20 protein-coding genes are annotated in these 19,711 nt (G+C 63.9%); 8 read left to right on the top strand and 12 right to left on the bottom strand.

Annotated features, from left to right (window positions below; genetic code table 11):
• Positions 1–16: 16 nt before the first annotated feature.
• Genes PCS43_RS17960 through PCS43_RS17950 form a run of 3 tightly spaced genes read right to left on the bottom strand, consistent with a single transcriptional unit; the run spans position 17 to position 2,385 of the window.
• Positions 17–817, bottom strand: a complete 801-nt coding sequence (locus PCS43_RS17960) for an exodeoxyribonuclease III (RefSeq protein ID WP_209907955.1) — start codon at positions 815–817, stop codon at positions 17–19.
• A 16-nt stretch (positions 818–833) separates the two neighbouring features.
• Positions 834–1,775: an N-acetylglutamate synthase, CG3035 family gene (locus tag PCS43_RS17955; protein ID WP_439131452.1), complete on the bottom strand. Its 942-nt coding sequence runs from the start codon at positions 1,773–1,775 to the stop codon at positions 834–836.
• 10 nt (positions 1,776–1,785) lie between these two features.
• Complete coding sequence (locus PCS43_RS17950; protein WP_003945053.1) at positions 1,786–2,385, bottom strand: peptide deformylase; 600 nt, start codon at positions 2,383–2,385, stop codon at positions 1,786–1,788.
• A 244-nt stretch (positions 2,386–2,629) separates the two neighbouring features.
• Between PCS43_RS17950 and PCS43_RS17945 the strand changes: the two genes are divergently transcribed.
• The 5 genes from PCS43_RS17945 to PCS43_RS17925 all read left to right on the top strand — a co-directional run bounded on the left by PCS43_RS17945 (position 2,630) and on the right by PCS43_RS17925 (position 7,117).
• Complete coding sequence (locus PCS43_RS17945) at positions 2,630–2,980, top strand: DUF3263 domain-containing protein (RefSeq protein WP_007730120.1); 351 nt, start codon at positions 2,630–2,632, stop codon at positions 2,978–2,980.
• 53 nt (positions 2,981–3,033) lie between these two features.
• Positions 3,034–3,630: a LytR C-terminal domain-containing protein gene (locus PCS43_RS17940; protein WP_042452105.1), complete on the top strand. Its 597-nt coding sequence runs from the start codon at positions 3,034–3,036 to the stop codon at positions 3,628–3,630.
• 95 nt (positions 3,631–3,725) lie between these two features.
• Positions 3,726–4,427, top strand: coding sequence for a superoxide dismutase[Cu-Zn] (gene sodC, locus PCS43_RS17935; RefSeq protein WP_007730117.1), 702 nt, complete (start codon positions 3,726–3,728; stop codon positions 4,425–4,427).
• Positions 4,428–4,517: 90 nt separating this feature from the next.
• Positions 4,518–5,642, top strand: coding sequence for a glutamate--cysteine ligase (locus PCS43_RS17930; protein ID WP_003945034.1), 1,125 nt, complete (start codon positions 4,518–4,520; stop codon positions 5,640–5,642).
• A gap of 107 nt (positions 5,643–5,749) precedes the next feature.
• Positions 5,750–7,117, top strand: a complete 1,368-nt coding sequence (locus PCS43_RS17925; RefSeq protein ID WP_209907957.1) for a phosphatase PAP2 family protein — start codon at positions 5,750–5,752, stop codon at positions 7,115–7,117.
• On the opposite strand, the gene mnhG is transcribed toward PCS43_RS17925, so the two are convergent.
• From mnhG to PCS43_RS17895, 6 genes are read right to left on the bottom strand one after another with little or no spacing between them, the layout of a single operon-like run.
• A complete protein-coding gene (mnhG, locus tag PCS43_RS17920; RefSeq protein ID WP_003945045.1) occupies positions 7,083–7,427 on the bottom strand; it encodes a monovalent cation/H(+) antiporter subunit G in 345 nt (114 codons plus the stop codon). The genes PCS43_RS17925 and mnhG overlap by 35 nt on opposite strands.
• Positions 7,424–7,693, bottom strand: coding sequence for a monovalent cation/H+ antiporter complex subunit F (locus PCS43_RS17915; protein WP_003945061.1), 270 nt, complete (start codon positions 7,691–7,693; stop codon positions 7,424–7,426). The genes mnhG and PCS43_RS17915 overlap by 4 nt, the downstream gene beginning before the upstream one ends.
• The gene (locus tag PCS43_RS17910) at positions 7,690–8,262 is read right to left on the bottom strand and encodes a Na+/H+ antiporter subunit E (protein WP_003945063.1); all 573 of its coding nucleotides are present in this window, start codon (positions 8,260–8,262) and stop codon (positions 7,690–7,692) included. Before PCS43_RS17910 ends, PCS43_RS17915 begins: the two co-directional genes overlap by 4 nt.
• Positions 8,259–9,959 carry a Na+/H+ antiporter subunit D gene (locus tag PCS43_RS17905; RefSeq protein ID WP_047268847.1) on the bottom strand — a complete coding sequence of 567 codons (1,701 nt, stop codon included), beginning with the start codon at positions 9,957–9,959 and terminating at the stop codon, positions 8,259–8,261. Before PCS43_RS17905 ends, PCS43_RS17910 begins: the two co-directional genes overlap by 4 nt.
• A complete protein-coding gene (locus PCS43_RS17900) occupies positions 9,956–10,588 on the bottom strand; it encodes a Na(+)/H(+) antiporter subunit C (RefSeq protein ID WP_209907959.1) in 633 nt (210 codons plus the stop codon). The genes PCS43_RS17905 and PCS43_RS17900 overlap by 4 nt, the downstream gene beginning before the upstream one ends.
• Positions 10,585–13,422, bottom strand: a complete 2,838-nt coding sequence (locus PCS43_RS17895; protein ID WP_270923075.1) for a Na+/H+ antiporter subunit A — start codon at positions 13,420–13,422, stop codon at positions 10,585–10,587. Before PCS43_RS17895 ends, PCS43_RS17900 begins: the two co-directional genes overlap by 4 nt.
• A gap of 190 nt (positions 13,423–13,612) precedes the next feature.
• On the opposite strand from PCS43_RS17895, the gene PCS43_RS17890 reads away from it, so the two are divergent.
• Positions 13,613–14,038, top strand: a complete 426-nt coding sequence (locus PCS43_RS17890; protein WP_007730102.1) for an NUDIX hydrolase — start codon at positions 13,613–13,615, stop codon at positions 14,036–14,038.
• Here the strand turns inward: PCS43_RS17890 and PCS43_RS17885 are convergent.
• The 3 genes from PCS43_RS17885 to PCS43_RS17875 all read right to left on the bottom strand — a co-directional run bounded on the left by PCS43_RS17885 (position 13,995) and on the right by PCS43_RS17875 (position 17,514).
• Positions 13,995–15,374: a hypothetical protein gene (locus PCS43_RS17885; RefSeq protein WP_223304380.1), complete on the bottom strand. Its 1,380-nt coding sequence runs from the start codon at positions 15,372–15,374 to the stop codon at positions 13,995–13,997. The genes PCS43_RS17890 and PCS43_RS17885 overlap by 44 nt on opposite strands.
• A gap of 67 nt (positions 15,375–15,441) precedes the next feature.
• Positions 15,442–16,869, bottom strand: a complete 1,428-nt coding sequence (locus PCS43_RS17880) for a hypothetical protein (protein WP_209907963.1) — start codon at positions 16,867–16,869, stop codon at positions 15,442–15,444.
• Between the two features lie 9 nt (positions 16,870–16,878).
• Positions 16,879–17,514 (bottom strand): TetR/AcrR family transcriptional regulator, encoded by a 636-nt coding sequence (locus PCS43_RS17875; RefSeq protein WP_042926208.1) that lies wholly within the window; start codon positions 17,512–17,514, stop codon positions 16,879–16,881.
• Between the two features lie 128 nt (positions 17,515–17,642).
• Between PCS43_RS17875 and PCS43_RS17870 the strand changes: the two genes are divergently transcribed.
• Positions 17,643–18,911, top strand: a complete 1,269-nt coding sequence (locus PCS43_RS17870) for a cytochrome P450 (RefSeq protein ID WP_003945041.1) — start codon at positions 17,643–17,645, stop codon at positions 18,909–18,911.
• A 46-nt stretch (positions 18,912–18,957) separates the two neighbouring features.
• On the top strand, positions 18,958–19,710 hold the full coding sequence (locus PCS43_RS17865) for an isocitrate lyase/PEP mutase family protein (protein WP_007730096.1): 753 nt from the start codon (positions 18,958–18,960) through the stop codon (positions 19,708–19,710).
• The last annotated feature ends 1 nt before the right edge of the window (position 19,711 follow it).

Raw genomic sequence — 19,711 nt, 5'->3', positions numbered from 1 at the left:
GCTCCGAGATTCACGATCACCCGAGATTCACGATCACCGGAGCGTGATCGCTGGCGCCCTTGCCTTTTCGCTCGTTTCGATCGATCTCGGCCGCCTCGACGCGTGCTGCGAATGCCGGTGAGCCGAGGATGAAGTCGATTCGCATGCCCTGCTTCTTCGGGAAGCGAAGCTGCGTGTAATCCCAGTACGTGTACACGCCGGGACCGGGTGTGTACGGGCGAACTACGTCCGCGAACCCGGACTCGGTGAAGGCGGTGAACGCAGCTCGTTCCGGCTCCGACGTGTGGGTCTTGCCCTCGAAGAAAGCGGGATCCCACACGTCGTCGTCCGTGGGAGCGACGTTCCAGTCGCCGACCAGGGCGATCTGCGCGTCGGGATCCTGCTTGAGCCAGCCCTCCGCGTCGTCGCGCAGCTTGGCCAGCCAATCCAGCTTGTAGGCGTAATGCGGGTCTTCCAGCTCACGGCCGTTGGGGACGTACAGGCTCCACACCCGCGCACCGCCGCAGGTGGCACCGATCGCACGTGCCTCGCGGACCGGGTCTGCCTCGGGATCCTTGTCGAATCCGGGCTGATCCTCGAATCCGATCTGCACGTCCTCCAAGCCGACGCGGGAAGCGATGGCGACACCGTTCCACTGGCTCAACCCGACGTGGGCGACCTCGTAGCCGATTTCCTTGAAGCGTTCGTACGGAAACTGCTCGTCCTTGCACTTGGTTTCCTGCATTGCCAGGACGTCGACGTCGGATCGACCGAGCCAGTCGATGATCCTGTCGGTACGGGCACGGACGGAGTTGACGTTCCAGGTAGCGATGCGCACGAGGGCAAGCCTAGCGTCAGCCGCCGACAGGATCGGTGGCGTATCGGTAGCGGTGGTGTTCGACGAATCCGAGCCGCTCGTACAGCGCGATCGCCGCGAAGTTGTCCGCCGAAACCTGGAGGTACGCGTGCGTCGCACCGTTCTCACGACCCCAGGAGAGTAGATCTCCGCAGATCAGCGACCCGATTCCGTGACGACGGTGTTCAGGGGCGACGTGAATGCCGGTCAGTCCTACCCAGCGTTTGTGGTCGGGTGCCTCGGTGAGCGCAGCGCGCCCGATGGCAAGCGTCGTGTCGGTGTTTCCGATCGCGCCGAAAGTTGCAGTGCCCACGACAGCCGTGAGGACCGCCTCGACGTACGCCGGATCGCCGTGGGCGTCGTACATCGACAGCCAGTTGTGGTCGGGGCGGTCGGCGAACGAGGTGACCGGAGGACCGAGCGGCAGCGTGACATTGTCCAGATCGGCGGCCATCACGATGGTTTCCTTCTTGCTGGTCCACCCGTCCGGAGCGGTGCCGAGTCGATCGGGGAGGAGCAGCAGGGTTGGCAGGCCGCGGTCACCGAACCACTGGCGTATCCGCTCGATGGTGCTCGCGTCGAAGCCGGCAACCGCCCCCGCACCACCGAGCGGCAAAGCCGAATTGGCGCGGCCGGTGACACCGTGACCGGCGCGCAGCAACCAACCGTCGATCCACGCCTGCTCGACCCCCGGCCACGCCGCCGCAGCAGCCGTTTCGAGGTTTCGAATCTCGCCGATGCGAATCGGGCGGGCCGAGAGACTCTTGAGCGCGATCACCTGATCGGCGGAGACCTGGACCAGCCGACCGTCGCCGGCGCGAACGGCGATGGGATCGGCGCCCTCGAGGATGCCGATGACGTCGGTCATGGGATGCGAATAGCCGGGTGGGAGCTTGTATCGCAAGACCACCCGGCTACCGATCGAAATGTTGCCGTTCAGAGCAGAATTCTCAGTCTTCGTAATCGTCGTCGTCGTGACCGAACGGATCGTCGACGGTCCCCGGCGTCCAGGTCAGACCGGGCTTGCCCCAACCGGAACGCTTGATGATCTTCTTGGCAGCGCGCGCGTTGCGGCCGATCAGTACGTCCGTGTAGAGGAAACCGTCGAGATGCCCGGTCTCGTGCTGGAGCATCCGTGCGAAGAATCCGGTGCCCTCGACCTCGATCGGGTTGCCGTCGGCGTCGGTGCCGGTGACCTTCGCCCAATCGGCGCGACCCGTCGGGAACTGCTCGCCGGGAACGGACAGGCAACCCTCGAAGTCTTCGTCCGGGTCGGGCATCGTCTGGGGGATTTCGGACGTCTCGAGTACCGGGTTCACGACGACGCCGCGTCGACGCTCGCTGCTGCGGTCGTCGCCGGGGCAGTCGTAGACGAAGACTCGCAGTGGAACACCGACCTGATTGGCCGCCAGACCGACGCCGTTGGCAGCGTCCATCGTCTCGTACATGTCTGCGATCAGTTCGGCGATCTCGGCCGGGGACTGAGTGACCGGCTCTGTCGCCTTGTGCAGTACCGGGTCGCCGACGATTCGGATGGGGAGGATAGCCATGCGGACAAGGATAGTGCGGCGCGCCCGCGTAGTTATCACGGCCCGCACACTCGATCATGGTTCAATGGTTGCTGAAGAACAGCGATGTAATTCGTTGCTCGGTCGGAACGTGGGCCGCGGGGGAAATTGTGAGTTACCTTCGGGCCAGGGGACCGGGAAACTCACGGCCGCGAGAATTCGGTCGGAAAAAGAACACCGGGCATACGAGTCTCGCTGACGCCGAGCACAGCAGTCGAGGAGTGACATGGACGGCGCAACCGCGCGTAGTCGGAACCAGTCCGAAGGCACTGGCGCCGACGATTCGGTAGTAGATACAGCAGGCATGCACGAGGTGGGCGAAGACGGCCTCACCCGCCGGGAGCACGACATCCTCTCCTTCGAGCGCCAGTGGTGGAAGTACGCCGGTGCGAAGGAAGAAGCCATCAAGGAGTTGTTCGACATGTCGGCAACCCGCTACTACCAGGTTCTCAACGCCTTGGTCGATCGCCCCGAATCCTTGGCGGCTGATCCCATGCTGGTCAAGCGCCTGCGTCGTCTGCGTGCCAGCCGTCAGAAGGCCAGGGCCGCCCGCCGCCTCGGCTTCGAGGTCACCTGAATCACGCGTACATATGATCGGGCTGTCCACGCACTGGCGATAAGGTCGACATCGTGAGTACCCCGAAAGAGCAGCCGTCCGGACCTCCGCTTCGCGCAATCGCCATGGTGTTGATCGCGTTGGCGATCGTGTTCATCGGTCTCGGAGCAGCCTCACTGGGTGGATCGAGCGACGGTGGATCGGGCGACGAGAACACCGCAGCAGAGCAGACCGAATCCTCGGCGTCTGCCACGACGAGCGCCACCGCACCGGCATCTGCCACTTCCAAGCCGGCAGCGACGACGCAACCCGCTTCGGGCGATACCACCACTACGTCGCGTCCCTCGGGAACTGCGACGACCACGACTTCCAGCTCCGCGAGCGGCGTCGACACGTCGAATGTCAGCGTTCGAGTTCTCAACAACAGCACCGTCTCCGGTCTGGCAGCAGGCACCGCCGAGGAATTGACGGCAGCAGGTTGGAACGTCGAGGAGACGGGTAACTACAGCGAGGGCACCGTCAGTACGACGACGGTGTATTACGGATCGTCCGCGGCGGAGAAGGCAGCGGCGCAGAAGATCGCGGCTGAACTCGGAGTCTCCGCAGAGCCTCGATTCGCCGGCATCGCGAACGCGTCACCTGGCGTGATCGTGATCGTGACCTCCAACTGACCGGTCGTGAAGGTGGAACTGACCCGTCGGTTCCAGCTACTACACGCGCCGTTATGATCAGAAGCACTTTCTCGCCACCTCAAAGGAGCGGTTCGATGGCCCCCAGCAGCACCCGGCGTATGTCCTGGCGCGTCGTTGCCCCTGTAGTCGCGATTGCCGCTTTCGGCTTGACCGCTTGCAGTAACAGCGAAGAGCCCAGCAGCGTCCCCGGCACGACTCCTCCGGTGTGGACCGGTGCAGCCGATCCCAGCGCGCACGAAAGCGCGGGCGGCCACGGTTCCGAGACGGCTCACGCCGGCGCTTCTGCCGAGACTGTCACCGCAACGCTGAACGGCACCGACGGCGCCAAGGTCGGAACGGTCACGTTCGCGCAGGAAGGTAGCGACGTCAAGGTCACCCTCGACGCCAAGGGCCTGACCCCCGGCTTCCACGGATTCCACGTTCACCAGGTCGCCAAGTGCGAGACCAATTCCGTAGCTCCCAGCGGCGGAGAGCCGGGTAACTTCCTCTCGGCAGGCGGACACTTCCAGGCCGAGGGTCACACGGGCCACCCGGCGAGCGGTGACCTCACTTCGGTTCAGGTCCTCGAAGACGGCACCGCCACGCTGGTCACCACAACCGACGCGTTCACCGTCGACGAACTGGTCGCAAACGGTGGAACATCCGTCATGATCCACGCCGGAGCGGACAACTTCGGCAACATCCCGACGCGTTACGCGCCGGCACCGGATCAGCAGACCCTCGACACCGGTGACGCCGGCGGACGCGTCGCTTGCGGTGTCATCACCAAGAGCTGACAAACTCACCTGAGTTTTGCATCACTTCCGGCGACTACCACGCAGTAGCCAGCACGGTGTTTTTACCGACACTGTGATTGGATTCTCTGCGTGGTAGTTCCATTTCCAGGTTCGCCGCGCCCGACGCTGGGCGTGGAGTGGGAGATCGCGCTGGTCGATCGCAAGACCAGAGATCTCTCCAACACAGCAGCCGAGGTGTTTTCGGCGGTCGAAGAGCTTGCCGGCTCGGAAACCCCGCACATCACCAAGGAACTACTGCGAAATACCGTCGAACTCGTCACGGGTATTCACTCGACGGTCGGCGAGGCGATGAGTGATCTCGACAGGTCACTGGATCTGCTGCGTCGCGCTGCGAATCCGCTGGGCGTCGACCTCATCAGCGCGGGCACGCACCCGTTCGCGCAATGGTCGACTCAGTTGGTCACCCGGACGCCCGACTACGACGAGCTCATCGAACGCACGCAGTGGTGGGGTCGGCAGATGCTGATCTGGGGCGTGCACGTCCACGTGGGTGTCTCGTCCGCGGACCGCGTTTTCCCCATCATCAACGCACTGCTGCAGCGCTATCCGCATTTGCTGGCGCTGTCGGCATCCTCGCCGATGTGGGCCGGTGTCGACACGGGGTATGCGTCCAATCGAGCGTTGATGTTCCAGCAGCTCCCCACCGCAGGTCTTCCGTACCAGTTCGAGAACTGGGCCGAATACGAGTCGTTCATCGACGACCAGATGAAGACCGGTGTGATCACCAAGATCGGTGGCATGCACTGGGACATCCGTCCCGCGCCGAAGTGGGGAACCATCGAGGTCCGGGTGTTCGACGGCGTCTCGACACGCGCCGAACTGGGTGCACTCGTTGCTCTGGTCCACTGCCTCATCGTCGATCTGGACCGCAGACTGAGCGCCGGTGAGACTCTGCCGAACATGCAGCCGTGGCACGTCAAGGAAAACAAGTGGCGCGCAGCGAGATACGGACTGGACGCCGAGATCATCCTCGACTCCGACGCAAACGAGTGCCTCGTCACTGACGATCTGGATCGCCTGCTCGACGACTTGGCGCCGATCGCGGTCTCACTCGGCTGCGCGGACGAGTTGGCGTCGGTGGCGGACATTCCCCGTCGCGGCGCGTCCTACCAGCGGCAACGTCGTGTCGCGGAAGCGACGGGCGGCGATCTGGTTGCGGTCGTCGACGCCTTGGTCGCAGAGTTGGGCACCTAGCAGGTTCACAGTGCGAACGGCTGTTTCGCGGACTGGAAATCCGGGCATACCAACCGTTTGTCCAGTGGGTGTCCATATTCAGTTCACACGCCGTTTACTATTGTCCGGTGTTGATAGACAGTTGGTCCCAACGAGGGGGCGCACCCGGACAGTCGGACCGTTCGTGGTCGAGTTCTCACCGACTCCTTCTGATCGGCACAGCAGCATTGACCGTGCTGGTCCTGGGCGTGCAGGCGTTCGCGTCGTACAAGGGCTATCTCGGTCCGGTGGAAAGCCTGTTCGGTGACTATTTCCTCGTTCCTCGCTCGGCGACCATGCCTTGGGTGGGCCTCGCTCTCGCGCTCGTCGGACTGAACAACAAAGAACGCATCTACGCGGTATCCGCGGCCGTCGTGATCGACGTGGTCGTCGGCGCGATCCGCTGGTTCTCGGGTGGACCGCTGACGATGGGCACCGGCGGCACCTGGGTGCTGACGGCCATCGCGGTGTACGCGGTGTGGAAGTTGTCCGGCGAGCGTCGACTCAGCGTTCTGCACGGCGTCGCTCTCGGCGCGTTGCTCATCATCGCCGCCAAGGTTGCCGAGACGTGGCTGGAGATCACCATTCTCGTCGGCACCGACGTGTGGGACGAGTACGTCTTTCTCGCCGACCAGGCTCTCGGGAATCCGTCGTGGGTGATGGGCCAGATCGTCGACGCCATGGGCCCCGTCGGTGCCGCAGCCCTCGACTGGATCTACGTCGAACTACCCGTCGCAGTGATCGTGGTTGCTCTCTATCAAGTACGTAAGGGATGGCCGTCGCATCACCTGCTGCGCACGTTCCTGCTCATCGGGCTGATCGGCCCGATCTTCTACGTCCTGTTCCCGGTGGTCGGCCCGGTGTTCGCCTTCGGTCCGCGTGGGTTCGGATTCCAGATCGGTGACTACTGGCCGAACATCGTGCCCAACTTCGACTTCGCATCACCGTCGTCGCTGCCGTTCGACGACGCCGCACCGCGAAACTGCATGCCGAGCCTGCACACCGCGTGGGCAGTCGCGCTGTTCATCCACTCGCGCAGCGGACCGTGGTGGATTCGCAGCCTGGGATCGTTCTGGCTAGTTGCGACGCTGACCGCGACGCTCGGCTTCGGATTCCACTACGGCGTCGACCTCATTGCCGGTGCCGTCCTGTGCTTGACCCTCGATGCGGCGCTACGGGATCCGGAGCGCGGCTGGGGTTGGTTCCGAGTGCGTCTGTTGATCGGTGGCTCGGCACTCCTGGCGGGATTGTTGCTCTCGTACCGGTTCGCTGCGGTGCAGATGGCCGAGTACCCGGCGATCTTCGGGCCGCTGCTGATGGCTGTCCTGGTTCTCATGTCGGTGGCGTACTTCGCCACCTTCTTCGCCCGCCCCGGCACTGCTCTTGCGGTGTGGGGCGAGCGCGACGGCGAGTGGGATGTCGTTACAGGAGAGAGTCCGGGTCTTCCAGCTCGTTGATCTTCATGAGGTCGTCCTCTTCGCGCTGTTCGCGGTAGGCGACTCGGCCGACGCTGTGCGCGATCACGGGCGCCGTCAGCAGCGTGAAGATGCCCACCAGGACCAACATCCAGATGTCGACGCTCCCACGAAGCAGGAACACGGCGCCCATCAGGACCAAGATCAGTCCGACCACCTGAGGTTTCGTGGCCGCGTGCATACGACGCAGAGTGTCGGGGAAGCGAACGATTCCCACCGCGGCGGTCAGCGCGAGCAGCGCGCCGAGGAAGATGGAAATGGCCCCGATCGTGTCGAGGATGTTGCCGATCACTGGTCACTCACCCGGAAGCGCGCGACGGACACCGAACCGATGAAGCCGACCAGCGCCAGCGCGACGATCGCGGGAACGATGGTCGTGTCTTTGCTGTACGCGGCCCAAACCGCGAGTCCACACATCGAGACCGCGATGATCGTGTCCAGGGCGACGAGGCGGTCGAGTGAGCTCGGACCGTCGAGCAATCGGAACGTGGTCAGTACGGCGGCGATCAGCAGAATCACTCCGGAAATGATCAAGATCGTGGTGATGAACCCGTTCATGGTTGGTCCTCCTGCCGGGGTGCATCGAATTCGTAGTCGCGCTGGTGCCATGGGCTGGGTTGCCAGTCCGAATCACGTTCGAACGACGCGATGAACAACCGCTCGAGGTCCTCCACCGAGCGGTAGAACGCGCTGACGGCTTTCTGCGAGCCGACGTCGAGCACGTGGACGTAGACGATGCGTCGGTTCTGGTCGATCTCGAGAACCATCGTGCCGGGGATCAGGTTGAGAACGTCGATGCACAGCGTGAGAACCAGGTCGGACTTGATCCCGAGTTGGTACCGCAGAACTCCGGTGACCGGCGGCGGCGACGGACGGATCGCCAGCCACGCGACCTGGATACTCGACTGGATCGCGTAGTACACGATCATCCACAGCAGACGCAGAATCGACAGCAGATGTACCCGACCCTCGACCGGTACGCGGGGGAGGGGAAGCAGGACCATGATGATCAGGCCTACGGCGAGTCCGCCGAAGATGTTGCCGAAACTGATGTTGCCCCACAACAGGATCCATACGACCATCAGCCACAGCAGGATCCCGACGCGGAGTACCTGTTCGCGTTTCATCGCGGAGCCTCCTCGGTGTTCGGGGCCTCGGTATTCGGGACATCGGTACTGGGAGCTACAGCAGGGTCGTCTGCAGCGACGGGAGCTTCGTCGACCGGCACGGGCCGGTGGTTGCCGAGAACCGCGTCGATGTAGATGGACCGGTCCTGCAGGTCCTTCGCCGCTCTGTCGCTGATGTCGATGATCCGGCCCGCGAACACCGTCAGTGCCAGACCGACGATGACAAGTCCGACCGTCGGAATCAGCATGAAGAGCGGAATCTTGCCGACATCCTCGCGGTCGACGAACGCGATGTCCTCTTCGGACTCGTCGATCAACGCTGACGGGCTGACGTCGGCGAGGTCACCTTCGGGCGCGTCGGCCCGGGCTCGCCAGAAAGCCTTGGTCCACACGCGGGCGACGGCGTAGAGCGTCAGCAAGCTGGTGATCGTGCCGCCGGCAACGAGGATCCAAGCCAACGCGCTGGCGTCGGCCGCACCGGCCTGAAGGAGCGCGACCTTGCCGATGAAGCCCGAGAACGGCGGGATACCACCGAGATTCAGCGCCGGGATCAGGAAGACGATCGCGAGGATCGGGCTGGCCGCCGCCAGACCGCCGAGACGGCGCAGCGACGACGACCCGGCTTGTCGTTCGATCAGACCCACGACGAGGAAGAGCGTCGTCTGCACGATGATGTGGTGGGCGACGTAGTAGATCGCGCCGGACAGTCCGGACGTCGTGGACAGTGCGATACCGAAGATCATGTAACCGATATGGCTGACCAGTGTGAACGAGAGCAGACGTTTGATGTCGCTCTGCGCGATGGCACCCATGATGCCGACCACCATCGTGAGCAGGCCGCACACCATCAGTACGTTGTCGAGTTCTCCTTGCGGGAACAGCAGTGAGTGCGCGCGGATGATCGCGTACACACCGACCTTGGTGAGCAACCCGGCGAAGACGGCGGTGATCGGTGCGGGCGCGGTCGGATACGAATCCGGTAGCCACGCGGACAGCGGGAAGACCGCGGCCTTGATGCCGAACGCCACGAGCAGGACAGCGAAGATGGCGGTTCGTGTGCCCGGCGGAATGTTGTCGAAGCGCAGGGCCATGTCGGCCATGTTGAGGGTGCCGGTCGCCGCGTAGGCGAAGGCGATGCCCGCCAGGAAGATCAGCGAGGACACCATCGAGACCATCACGTACGAGACACCGGCCCGGACGCGGTCGGCGCTGGCACCGAGCGTCAGGAGCACGAAACTCGCGGCGAGCAGAACCTCGAACCCGACGTAGAGGTTGAAGAGGTCACCGGCGAGGAACGCGTTGGAGATACCGGCAGTCAATGCGAGATAGGTCGGCAGGAAGATCGAGACCGGCTGGGCCTCGCTGCCGTCGCGAATACCCTGACCGATCGCGTAGATCATGACGGCGAGCAACACCACCGACGAGACCACGAGCATCATCGCCGAGAGACGGTCGACCACGAGTGTGATGCCGATGGGGGAGTCCCAGCCGCCGACCTGAACGGCCGTTGTACCGTCGCGGTCGGCGAGGTAGAGCAGCAAGCCCGACACCGCGACGACGCCGACGAGCGCGATCAGTGTGATCACGCGCTGGAAACGAGGACGTCGGCCGACGACCAGCGTCGCAGCAGCGGCCAGCATCGGGATCAAGACGGGCAGGGGCGCAAGGGCTCCCATCAGGTTGTCCGAGATGGTCATGCGCCCCCACCTCCCTCGATCTTGGTCTGGCGAGCGTCTTTGCGCCGCTTCTCGGATTCCCTCTTACGAGCAAGGTCGGTGGCCCAGTCGGGTACCGGTTCGTCCTCGAAGTCGCCGTCGTGGAGGTCGTCGTAGCATTCGATGTCCTCGAGGTTGACCAGTTGTTCGAGGGGAATAGGGTTGCCGTCCTTGTCGAATGCGTCGCCGCCGATGCTCGGGGCACCGGTGACCGGGTCGTCGGAGCGGTCGTGGTCGGGAGCGTCGGCAGGCAGGCGACGCTTGAGAACCTTGGTGTCCTCGGGATCGTCCTCGACGGCGTCGGCGGTGTTGATCTTGTAAGACCGGTACGCCAGTGCCAGAACGAAGCCGGCGATACCCATCGTGATCACGATCGCCGTCAGGATCATGCCCTGGGCGAGCGGATCCGCTATTTCCTCGTGGACCGAATCTCGGCCGACAATGGGCGGATTCCCGTCCGATCCACCGACGGTCAGGATCAAGAGGTTGATGGCGTTGCCGAATAGAAGTAGACCGAGCAGCATCCGAGTGATGCTTCGTTCGATCAGCAGGTAGACACCGGCCGACGTGAGGACGCCGATCAGGATCAGCATTCCGATGTTTGCGCTCATGGTGCTTTCACCTCGATTTCTGCGTCGAGGCGGGCGCCGAGACTTCGGAGTACGTCCAGGACCAGGCCGACCACGATGAGGTAGACGCCCAGGTCGAAGAGCAGTGCGGTGACCAGTTTGACGTGGCCGATGAGCGGGAGTGTGAACTCGAAGACGGCGGACGAGAGCGCCGGGGCGCCGAGGAACAGCGACACCAGGGCGGTGCCCGCGGCCAGCGCCAAACCGAGGCCGAGAATCTTGCCCGCGTCGATGGGTACGGCTTCACCGAGTTCGTAGCGTCCGCCGGCGAGGTACCGAAGTACCAGCGCCAGGCCCGCCGTCAGGCCTCCGGCGAAACCGCCACCGGGGGCATTGTGACCGGAGAAGAAGAAGTAGATCGACAACACCATGATGGTCGGGAAGATCAACCTCGTGGTGACCTCGAGAACCAGCGAACGGTGTCGAGGATCGATGAGGTCTCCGCCGCGCAACCACGTCGTGTCCGAGTTGGCAGCTGCCTTGTCGACGATGACGGAGGGGGCGTCCGCGACGCGCGGCGCGATACCGAACCGGCGGTTGCGGAAGACGAGGCTGGCGACGCCTGTCGCAGCTACCAGCAGCACCGAGATCTCACCGAGGGTGTCCCATGCGCGGATGTCGACGAGTAGGACGTTGACGACGTTCTTGCCGTTGCCCAGGTCGTAGGCAGCGTCGGGAAGCAGCTCGTAGATCGGACGAGTGTTTCGGGCATTGGTCGCGAAGGCCGCGATGGTGGTGACGGTGATACCGACGGCGACAGCGAGTGCGGCACGCGGCCACTTGAAGCCGATCGCCTTGCTCTCGTCGACTTCGGCGGGGAACTTCCGGAGCACGAGCACGAAGATCACCAGTGTCAGTGTCTCGACGAGGAACTGGGTCAGCGCGAGGTCGGGTGCGCCGTGCAGCGCGAACAACACGCCGCAGCCGTAGCCGGTGAGTCCGACGAGGATGACGCTGGCGAGTCGGTTGCGCATCAGCGTCGCGGCGATGGCGGCCGAGATCATCATCAGCGCGATAGTGAACTGGATGGGTGAATCCCACATCCGAAGGTCGACTCCGCCGCCATCGGTGTCGATGATCAGCAGGAACAGCGGCACAACGACCAGCGTCGCGAGAATCGTCGACTGTGTGCGGGGGAGCGAACCACGCTGAGTGGCACCGGTCAGGCGCATCGAGATGGTGTCCATGCCGCGCAGGGTCGCGTCGTAGATACGGTCGGCGTTGCCGAGCGGCGGGTGCTCGAAGTGCAGTCGGCTGATCTGACGCTGCGCGATGTAGAGCGCGATGCCGCCGGCGATGACGATGCAGGTGAGCAGCAGCGGAGTGTTGAATCCGTGCCACAGCGCGAGGTGGTAGTCGGCGTGAGGTCCGGGGGCCAGTGTGGTGGAGTACGGGGTCAGCAGCTTCTCGAGCTGGGGCGAGAGAATGCCGGCGGCCAGACCGAGAACAGCGAGCAGGCCGGGCGCGAACAGGAACAGCCAACCCGGCTTGTGCATCTTGCTCACGGCTGGGCTGGGCTTGCTCAGGGTCTTACGTCCGAAGGCGCCCCAGATGAAGCGGACGCTGTAGCCGACGGTGAGGATCGAGCCCAACACGATCACCGTGACGACGGCGATGGACGACCAGTGGCCGAGCGCGTTCGTTTCGAGCACCGATTCGAGTGCGGCTTCCTTGCCGACGAATCCGAGTAGCGGTGGCAGACCGGCCATGCTGGCGGCAGCGAGGCTCGCGATGATCGCGAGAGCGGGTGCCGCTTTACCCAGGTGAGCAAGTTTGCGCAGGTCACGGGTACCGGTCGTGTGATCGATGATGCCAACGACCATGAAGAGTGCGGCCTTGAACATCGCGTGCGCCACGACCATCGTCATGCCGGCCAGGGCGGCGTCACGCGTGCCGATGCCGACCAGGACCATCATGAAGCCGAGTTGGCTGACGGTTCCGAAGGCGAGGACGAGTTTGAGGTCGTACGCGCGCATGGCTCGCCAACCGGCGAGGATCATCGACAGCAGACCCAAACTGATGATGGTGATGCGCCACGGCGGCGAATCGGCGTACCCGGGAGCCAGGCGCGCGACGAGGTAGATACCGGCCTTGACCATTGCAGCAGCGTGAAGATAACCGCTGACAGGGGTTGGCGCGGCCATTGCACCGGGAAGCCAGAAGTGCAGGGGCACGATTGCCGATTTGGAGAGCGCACCGATCAGGATCAGGACGATCGCGACGGACGGGAGCCACCCCGTCGGCGGGTTCGCGACCAGTTCGGACAGGTTGTAGCTGCCGCCGACCTGGCCGAGGATGATCATGCCGACCAACATCGCCAGACCACCCGCGGTGGTGACCAGCAGTGCCTGGGTCGCGGCGCGGCGGCTGGTGGCGCGTTCGGCGTAGTGACCCACGAGCAGGAACGACAGGACCGTTGTCAGTTCCCAGAACACGTAGAGAAGCAGCATGTTGTCGCTGGTCACTAGCCCGAACATGGCACCCGCGAAGGCGACCATCTCGGCGGCGAAGATACCGAGTCGAGGTTCGTCGTCGGTGAAGTAGCGGGCGCAGTAGATCAGGATGAGCGTGCCGACACCCAGGACGAGCACGGCCATGATGGCCGAAAGCGCGTCGAACCTGAAGTCGATGTCCATCGACAGCCCTGGAACCCAGGTGATGTGCAGCGTCTCGACGGTGCCCCATTTGTCGATGACCCAGCCGAGGCCGGCGAGGGGGACTATCGCGAGGGGGAAGAAGCCGTTTCGCCCTAACCTGCGCACCACAAGCGGAGCCAAGAGGGCGGCAACGGCATGGGCAAGCAAGATAGCGAGCAAAAGGCACTCCGTCGTGTTGTCAGCGGGCGGCGGGGTGTCCGAACAAAATCGAACCTATCGGATTAACGAGACAATTCACCTTGTCGGAGAGGTTGTCTTTGCGTACATATTACCGGGCGTGGCAGTTTCGATGTGCAGCGAGTCGATTCGGACATCATCGGCACTCGCTGATACACGTAGGTTGGACGACGTGAATTCGTCGACACCCACCACGATCATCCGTACCGCTGCCCTTGCACACATTCGTGACCGCAAGCTGATCCAGACCCGCTCCGTGGGCAAGACGGCGTTCTACATGGCCGGCGGAAAGATCGACCCGGGGGAGACGCCCGAGCAGGCACTGCACCGCGAAATTCGGGAGGAACTCGACGTCGATCTGGTCGACGGGACGGTCACGTTCCTCGACGTCTTCGAGGCTCACGCTTTCGGACATTCCGCGGACACGGGCCTGCACATGAGTTGTTATCTGGCGGAGATGGCCGGAGACCCGCACCCGACCAGCGAGATCGCCGAGTTCCGCTACTTCACGCTCGCCGAGTACGCAGCGATGGACGAGGTGGCGCCCGGATCACTCAAAGTGTTCCATCGCCTGGCGTCGATGGATCTGATCGACTGATCGGCGGAGGAACGGATCGATTGATCCGCCCCAATCGGAGACTCACGTAGGCGCAGACGGCCACGATGATCAGCGCCACGGCGTCGAGTATCAGAATGTCGGTCGAGATTTCGAACGGGCCGACCGTCGTGATGCCGTTGAAGGGCTTGTTCTCGTCGAGCGGCGTGTACGCCGTCCATCCGTAGTCGAACTGCGGATAGACGAGCAGGGCCAGCGCCGTCGGGCCGAAGATGACACCGAGTCCGACGAGGGCTCGTGACGCTCCGGTCCGCGGTGGCTCTCGGTACATCGCGCTGGCGATCGCGTACGTGACGACCGCAGCGGTGAAGGCGACAAGAAGATCGCTGATCGTGAGAACGTCACCGATCTTCGGCGACGGCGACGTGGCGTAGCTGACGATCCCGGCGACCGTGACCGTCAGGAGCAATCCGTAGCCGACGACTCGCGAGGGAGCGATCGCGCCGATCGCTGCCGCGGCGACGATGACGAGTCCGATCACGACGGCGGTGGAGGCGGGGGTTTTCGACCATTCCATGGCTTCGGTTGCGGGACGGTTCGCCGAGACCGCCGCCAGAGTTGCGACGGCAGCGGTACACATCAGCAGGATTCGACTGCCGTCGCCCAGCACCCGCGCGCAGATCACCGTGATCACCAGCGCGACGAGTAGTAGAGGCACCGCCGCCGTGACGGTGGTGATCTCGAACCACCAATTCGCAGCGACCCCGAAGAGAGTGAGCACCGCCGCGATCGTCACCGGTCGAACGGCCATCCGTTCCTTGGGGTGGTCCTTGTCGAAGTCGTGGAACCAGAACGCGGCGACGCAGGCGGCGGCCAAAGCGAGCGCGAGCAGTGTTGCCCCCAACACTGGTGGTTGAAACTGGTTGGTGTTGTCGGCGATGTAGTCCGCGTACCGCCGAGGAATAGCGTCTTCGTCGAGGAGTGAATCCGAGACATGCACGGCAACAATCGTTCCCGCGACGGAAGCGGCTCGGACCCGGGGAGCGGCAGCAACCGTGACCGCGCCGACAGCGACTCCCGCACCCACGGGTGAGAGTGCCTCGAAGTTGTGATCGTAGAGCCCGGGCAGTTCGAGTAGGAGTCCACCGAAGACCGTCATGGCCGCGGTCCGCAACCGGCAGCGGGCCATCATCGCGGCTGTCCCGACCGCGACGACAGCCAGAACGCCGGCGCCGATCGTCGAGATCGACCAGAACCTGTCGCCCGTCGAAATCGACGTCGACTGGCTGTTCACGAACGGTGCCAAGGCGACGACGGTGACGACGAATGCCGTCACACCACTCAGCGCGACGAGCAGCGTCCTGCGGGCGATGGGCACTGCTCCAAAATAGTCAATCCGGTACCAGTTGCACCGCAATAGCAGGTCTCAGTCCGGTGACGGTGTGTCAGTCGACTGGCTCCGGTTCGATCCGAGATTCCGTGGTGTCGACGGGTGGATGGGACCGTCGGAGGATCGCTGCACCGCAGAAGCCGATGATCAAGGCGAAGAGGATTGCAGCGCCGACGGTCTGAGGGGTGACGTAGTCGATGGTGATGCCTATTCCGCGTCCGAATAGTCCTCCGTTGGCGCTGACGTGCGCCGGGATGGGAAGTTCCATCAATCGCTGAATGTCTGCCGCTGTCAACTCTGGCGGCGCGGTGAGCTGATCGGTGAGAATGGCGATCGACGAGAAGGTCATTGCGGCAAAGGGAATGGCGAGTCCGAGTGTGGCGTCGACCAGGCTGCCGGGAGCCAGGGCACCGAACAGCAATCCGGCGGCGAGGCCCAGTGCGGCGATCTTCAGTGCGATTGACCAGACACCGTGCGCGGAGTCGAAGGGCAGTAGTTCGGACAGCGGTACCGCAACGAGAACGGCGATGGGAACGAGGTTTGGCACCTGCTTGTGCAGTCGCAATCCGACGGCGACCGGCAGGGCTGCGAAAAGCACCAGTACCCAGGGGGACTTCAGGTCTCCCCAGTGGCCGGAACCCTTCGCGATGTCGACGAACAGCGGAGCCGACGCAGCGGCCAGCGCGGTTGCGGCCCAGAGGAACTTGCCACCAGCACCGGAGGTGTCGCCGAGACGGTAGGCGGCGATCCATGTCAACGCGAGCGCAGCGCCCGCTGCCAAGACCATGACGATCCAGGCAGTTGCCTCGGACGCGTACTGCTGGCGATCGATCACGGCGCCGAGCACTCGATGCCCGATCGCCAGCGCGGCGATCACCACGAGCGCTATGCGGATTTCGCCCGCGTCGGGCTTGCGGATCCGGAAGCCGGATTGCGCGGTCACTGCACAGGCGATTGCTGCTGCGGCCGTGGCGCCGATCAGCCACCACGACGGCTCACCTACCGAAGACGTACTCATTCGGCCCGTCCCGCCGGCGAACGTGCGAACCGCGAGGAAGGCGGCAAGCACGCCGAGGAGGGTGGCGTTCTTCGTGGCGGTGCGATCCCAACTGACGGCAACCACACAACCCAGAATCGCACCGGCTGCAACACTTTTGACGATGATCACGGCGATCAGCAGGTCCAGTGACGCAACCTCGGGCACGACTGCCCGAATGATCGCGATGACGGCGACCCCGACGGTGATCGCGATCCAGGCTGCCCGACGGGAGCCGCGACGCTGTGAGAGTGCGCAGGCAAGCACGGCAACCACGGCGCCGAGCCCGACAGCGGTGGGTCCACTGCTGATCCAGCGATCTACTTCCGACGGAGAGGCCACGATGGCCCAGTCGCGAAGAACGGGATTGGTCAGGGCCAGCGCCGCGAGTATCCCGGACAGGAGCGCAGCGACGGTGGTGAGGATCGCTCGAGGATCGAGTGGCATCGGGCCAACCTATCGCGGCGCCGCGACATCGGTCGTGGGCGGCGTGAGTGCCGGAAACCAGATGTCGGTGAGAACGTCTGCTGCGACGTCCGCACCCGCGGTGATCGCGCCCTGTTCCGCCCAGCGAATGAAGAAGCGCTCGACTTGTGTCAGCAGGAGTTCGACCCGGAGTTTCGCCTCGTCGTGTCGGCTCTGCGGCCAACGGGCGAGGTACGACGGCATCGCGTTGGGCAGTGCGGAGATGCCTTCGCGGGCCAGTGTGCGGAACTCGGGTTCGAGGACCATGGCCTCGTCCCACGCCCGCATCATGTGGTGGTGATCGCGGCACCAGTCGAGAGCGCGGTTGATCCAGCCGGCGAATTCTTCGCGCGAACCGGAATCGAGTACGTGGTCGAGATCCTGGAATATGGCGAGGGTGCTGGATACGACGGTGTTCGAGCCGAGCGCCTTGAGGATGTCGATCTTTCCGGGAAAGTGCAGGTAGAAGGTGGCTCGGCTGCAACCGACCCGGCCGGCGATGTCCTCGACGGTGACAGCCGCGTATCCGCGTTCGGTGAAGAGCGCGCCGGCGGCATCCACGAGGTCTGCGCGGGTTCGCTGCTTCTGCTTCTCTCGCAGCGTCAGTCTGCCGGAGGTATCTGTCATTACCAGGATCCTAGTGCCGCGGGGGCTCTCACGGGTCAGTTGCACGAGACTCTCCGTCTTTCACTTGACAGTCCGTTAGTGAAAGCTACTCTGTGGTGTAGCGCACATTCGACCGATCAGAGGACGCCATGACCATCTCGGACACAACACGCACGCCTGACCTGCCGGCCGGATTCGACGTCACCGATCCTGCTGTCCTCGGGGAGCGGATCCCTTTCGAGGAATTCGCCGAACTGCGTCGCAACGCACCCGTGTGGTGGTGTGAGCAGCCGCCGACGGTCGGTGGATTCCAGGACGAGGGCTACTGGGTGGTCTCGCGTCACGCTGACGTCAAAGAGGTCAGCCAGCGCAGCGATGTGTTCTCGAGCTGGGAGAACACCGCGATCGCGCGTTTCGCCGACGACATGCCACGTGAGGCCGTCGAGATGCTCCGGCATCTTCTGCTCAACAAGGATGCACCGGAGCACACCAAGCTCCGCAAGCTGATTTCGAAGCTGTTCACGCCTCGCGCGATCAACGGCATGCGCGACGAATTGGACCGTCGTGCACGGAGCATCGTCGACACCGCTGTGAGCGAAGGCCCGGGCGACTTCGTGAAGCAGGTTGCCAGCGAGCTGCCGCTCCAAGCGATCGCGGATCTGATCGGTGTACCGCAGGACGATCGGGACAAGCTGTTCAAGTGGTCCAACGAGATGATGGGCTACGACGACCCGGAATACCAGGGTGATCCGGCAGTCGCGTCCACCGAGGTCCTCGGATACGCGTACCAAATGGCAGACGCACGTCGTACCTGCCCGGCAGACGACATCGTCACCACTCTGGTCCAGGCCGACATCGACGGCGACTCCTTGAGCCCGGAGGAGTTCGGGTTCTTCGTGCTCATCCTGGCGGTCGCAGGGAACGAGACCACTCGCAACGCCATCACGCACGGAATGATCGCGTTCCTGGACAACCCCGAGCAGTGGGAGCTGTACAAGAAGGAACGTCCCAAGACGACGGCCGACGAGATCGTCCGTTGGGCGACACCCGTCACCGCCTTCCAGCGCACCGCGCTCGAGGACACGGAATTGGCAGGAGTGTCGATCAAGAAGGGTCAGCGCGTGGTGATGCTGTACAGCTCCGCGAACTTCGACGAGGACGTATTCGAGAACCCGATGACGTTCGATATCACTCGTAACCCCAATCCGCACTTGGGCTTCGGCGGAACGGGCGCGCACTTCTGCATCGGTGCCAACCTCGCTCGCATGGAGATCGACTTGATGTTCAATGCGATTGCCGACAACGTCCCGGACATCACCAAGATCGGTGATCCGCGCCGTCTGCGCTCGGGTTGGATCAACGGCATCAAGGAGTTCCAGGTCGATTACAAGAGCACAGGCTGCCCGGTCGCTCACTAGAGTCGGTAGGTGAGAGGTACACCCCACGATCTCGAGGAGCCACCGCATGACTTCGATCAACGACAAGGCAACTGCTCTACTGGCGTTGCACCAGCCAGGTAATCCGGTCATTCTCCCGACGGTGTGGGACGCGTGGTCGGCGAATCTTGCGGTGGCTGCCGGTTTTGCAGCCCTGACGGTAGGCAGTCATCCGGTTTCCGATTCCATCGGCAAGCCGGACAACGAGGGCATCACCTTCGACGAACTTCTGCACCGGATCAAGCAGATCACCGGTGCGGTCGACGCCCCGATCTCGGTGGACATCGAGGGTGGTTACGGGCTCGAGCCGGCAGTTCTCATCGACGGGTTGATCGATGCCGGCGCTGTCGGACTCAACATCGAGGACACCGTTCACAGTGAAGGCGGACGCTTGCGCGAGGCGCAGGAGCACGCCGACTTCGTGGGTGGGCTTCGTCAGGCCGCCGACGCAGCCGGAGTTCACGTTGTCGTCAACGCGCGCACCGACCTGTTCGTGAAGCAGGTCGGTGACGAGTCCGATCGCGTCGATCGCGCCATCGCACGCCTCAAGCTGGCGGCCGACGCCGGCGCCGACGTTCTCTACCCCGTCGGGCGCCATGACGACGCGACCCAGCGCCGCCTGACGTCCGAGCTCCCACTTCCGATCAATGCGATCGGAATCCCGGACCAGGACGACCCGGCAAGTTTCGGTCCGCTCGGAGTGGCACGTGTGAGCTTCGGTCCGTTCTTCCAGATGGCATTGGCCAACCGTGCGAACGAGATCTTGGGACGCTGGAAGTAAG

This window comes from Rhodococcus sp. C-2, from assembly GCF_027854095.1.
Lineage (GTDB): Bacteria > Actinomycetota > Actinomycetes > Mycobacteriales > Mycobacteriaceae > Rhodococcus_F > Rhodococcus_F qingshengii.
The sequence above is the reverse complement of the archived record's forward strand: the minus strand, read 5'-3'. Positions and strand labels throughout refer to the sequence as shown.

Excerpts from the sequence above, each read along its gene's own strand:
- PCS43_RS17910 (WP_003945063.1), bottom strand. The coding sequence starts at position 8,262 with ATGAAACGCGAACAGGTACTCCGCGTCGGGATCCTGCTGTGGCTGATG.
- PCS43_RS17945 (WP_007730120.1), top strand. The coding sequence starts at position 2,630 with ATGGACGGCGCAACCGCGCGTAGTCGGAACCAGTCCGAAGGCACTGGC.
- PCS43_RS17900 (WP_209907959.1), bottom strand. The coding sequence starts at position 10,588 with ATGAGCGCAAACATCGGAATGCTGATCCTGATCGGCGTCCTCACGTCG.
- PCS43_RS17905 (WP_047268847.1), bottom strand. The coding sequence starts at position 9,959 with ATGACCATCTCGGACAACCTGATGGGAGCCCTTGCGCCCCTGCCCGTC.
- PCS43_RS17870 (WP_003945041.1), top strand. The coding sequence starts at position 17,643 with ATGACCATCTCGGACACAACACGCACGCCTGACCTGCCGGCCGGATTC.
- PCS43_RS17875 (WP_042926208.1), bottom strand. The coding sequence starts at position 17,514 with ATGACAGATACCTCCGGCAGACTGACGCTGCGAGAGAAGCAGAAGCAG.
- PCS43_RS17880 (WP_209907963.1), bottom strand. The coding sequence starts at position 16,869 with ATGCCACTCGATCCTCGAGCGATCCTCACCACCGTCGCTGCGCTCCTG.
- PCS43_RS17915 (WP_003945061.1), bottom strand. The coding sequence starts at position 7,693 with ATGAACGGGTTCATCACCACGATCTTGATCATTTCCGGAGTGATTCTG.
- PCS43_RS17950 (WP_003945053.1), bottom strand. The coding sequence starts at position 2,385 with ATGGCTATCCTCCCCATCCGAATCGTCGGCGACCCGGTACTGCACAAG.
- sodC (WP_007730117.1), top strand. The coding sequence starts at position 3,726 with ATGGCCCCCAGCAGCACCCGGCGTATGTCCTGGCGCGTCGTTGCCCCT.
- PCS43_RS17865 (WP_007730096.1), top strand. The coding sequence starts at position 18,958 with ATGACTTCGATCAACGACAAGGCAACTGCTCTACTGGCGTTGCACCAG.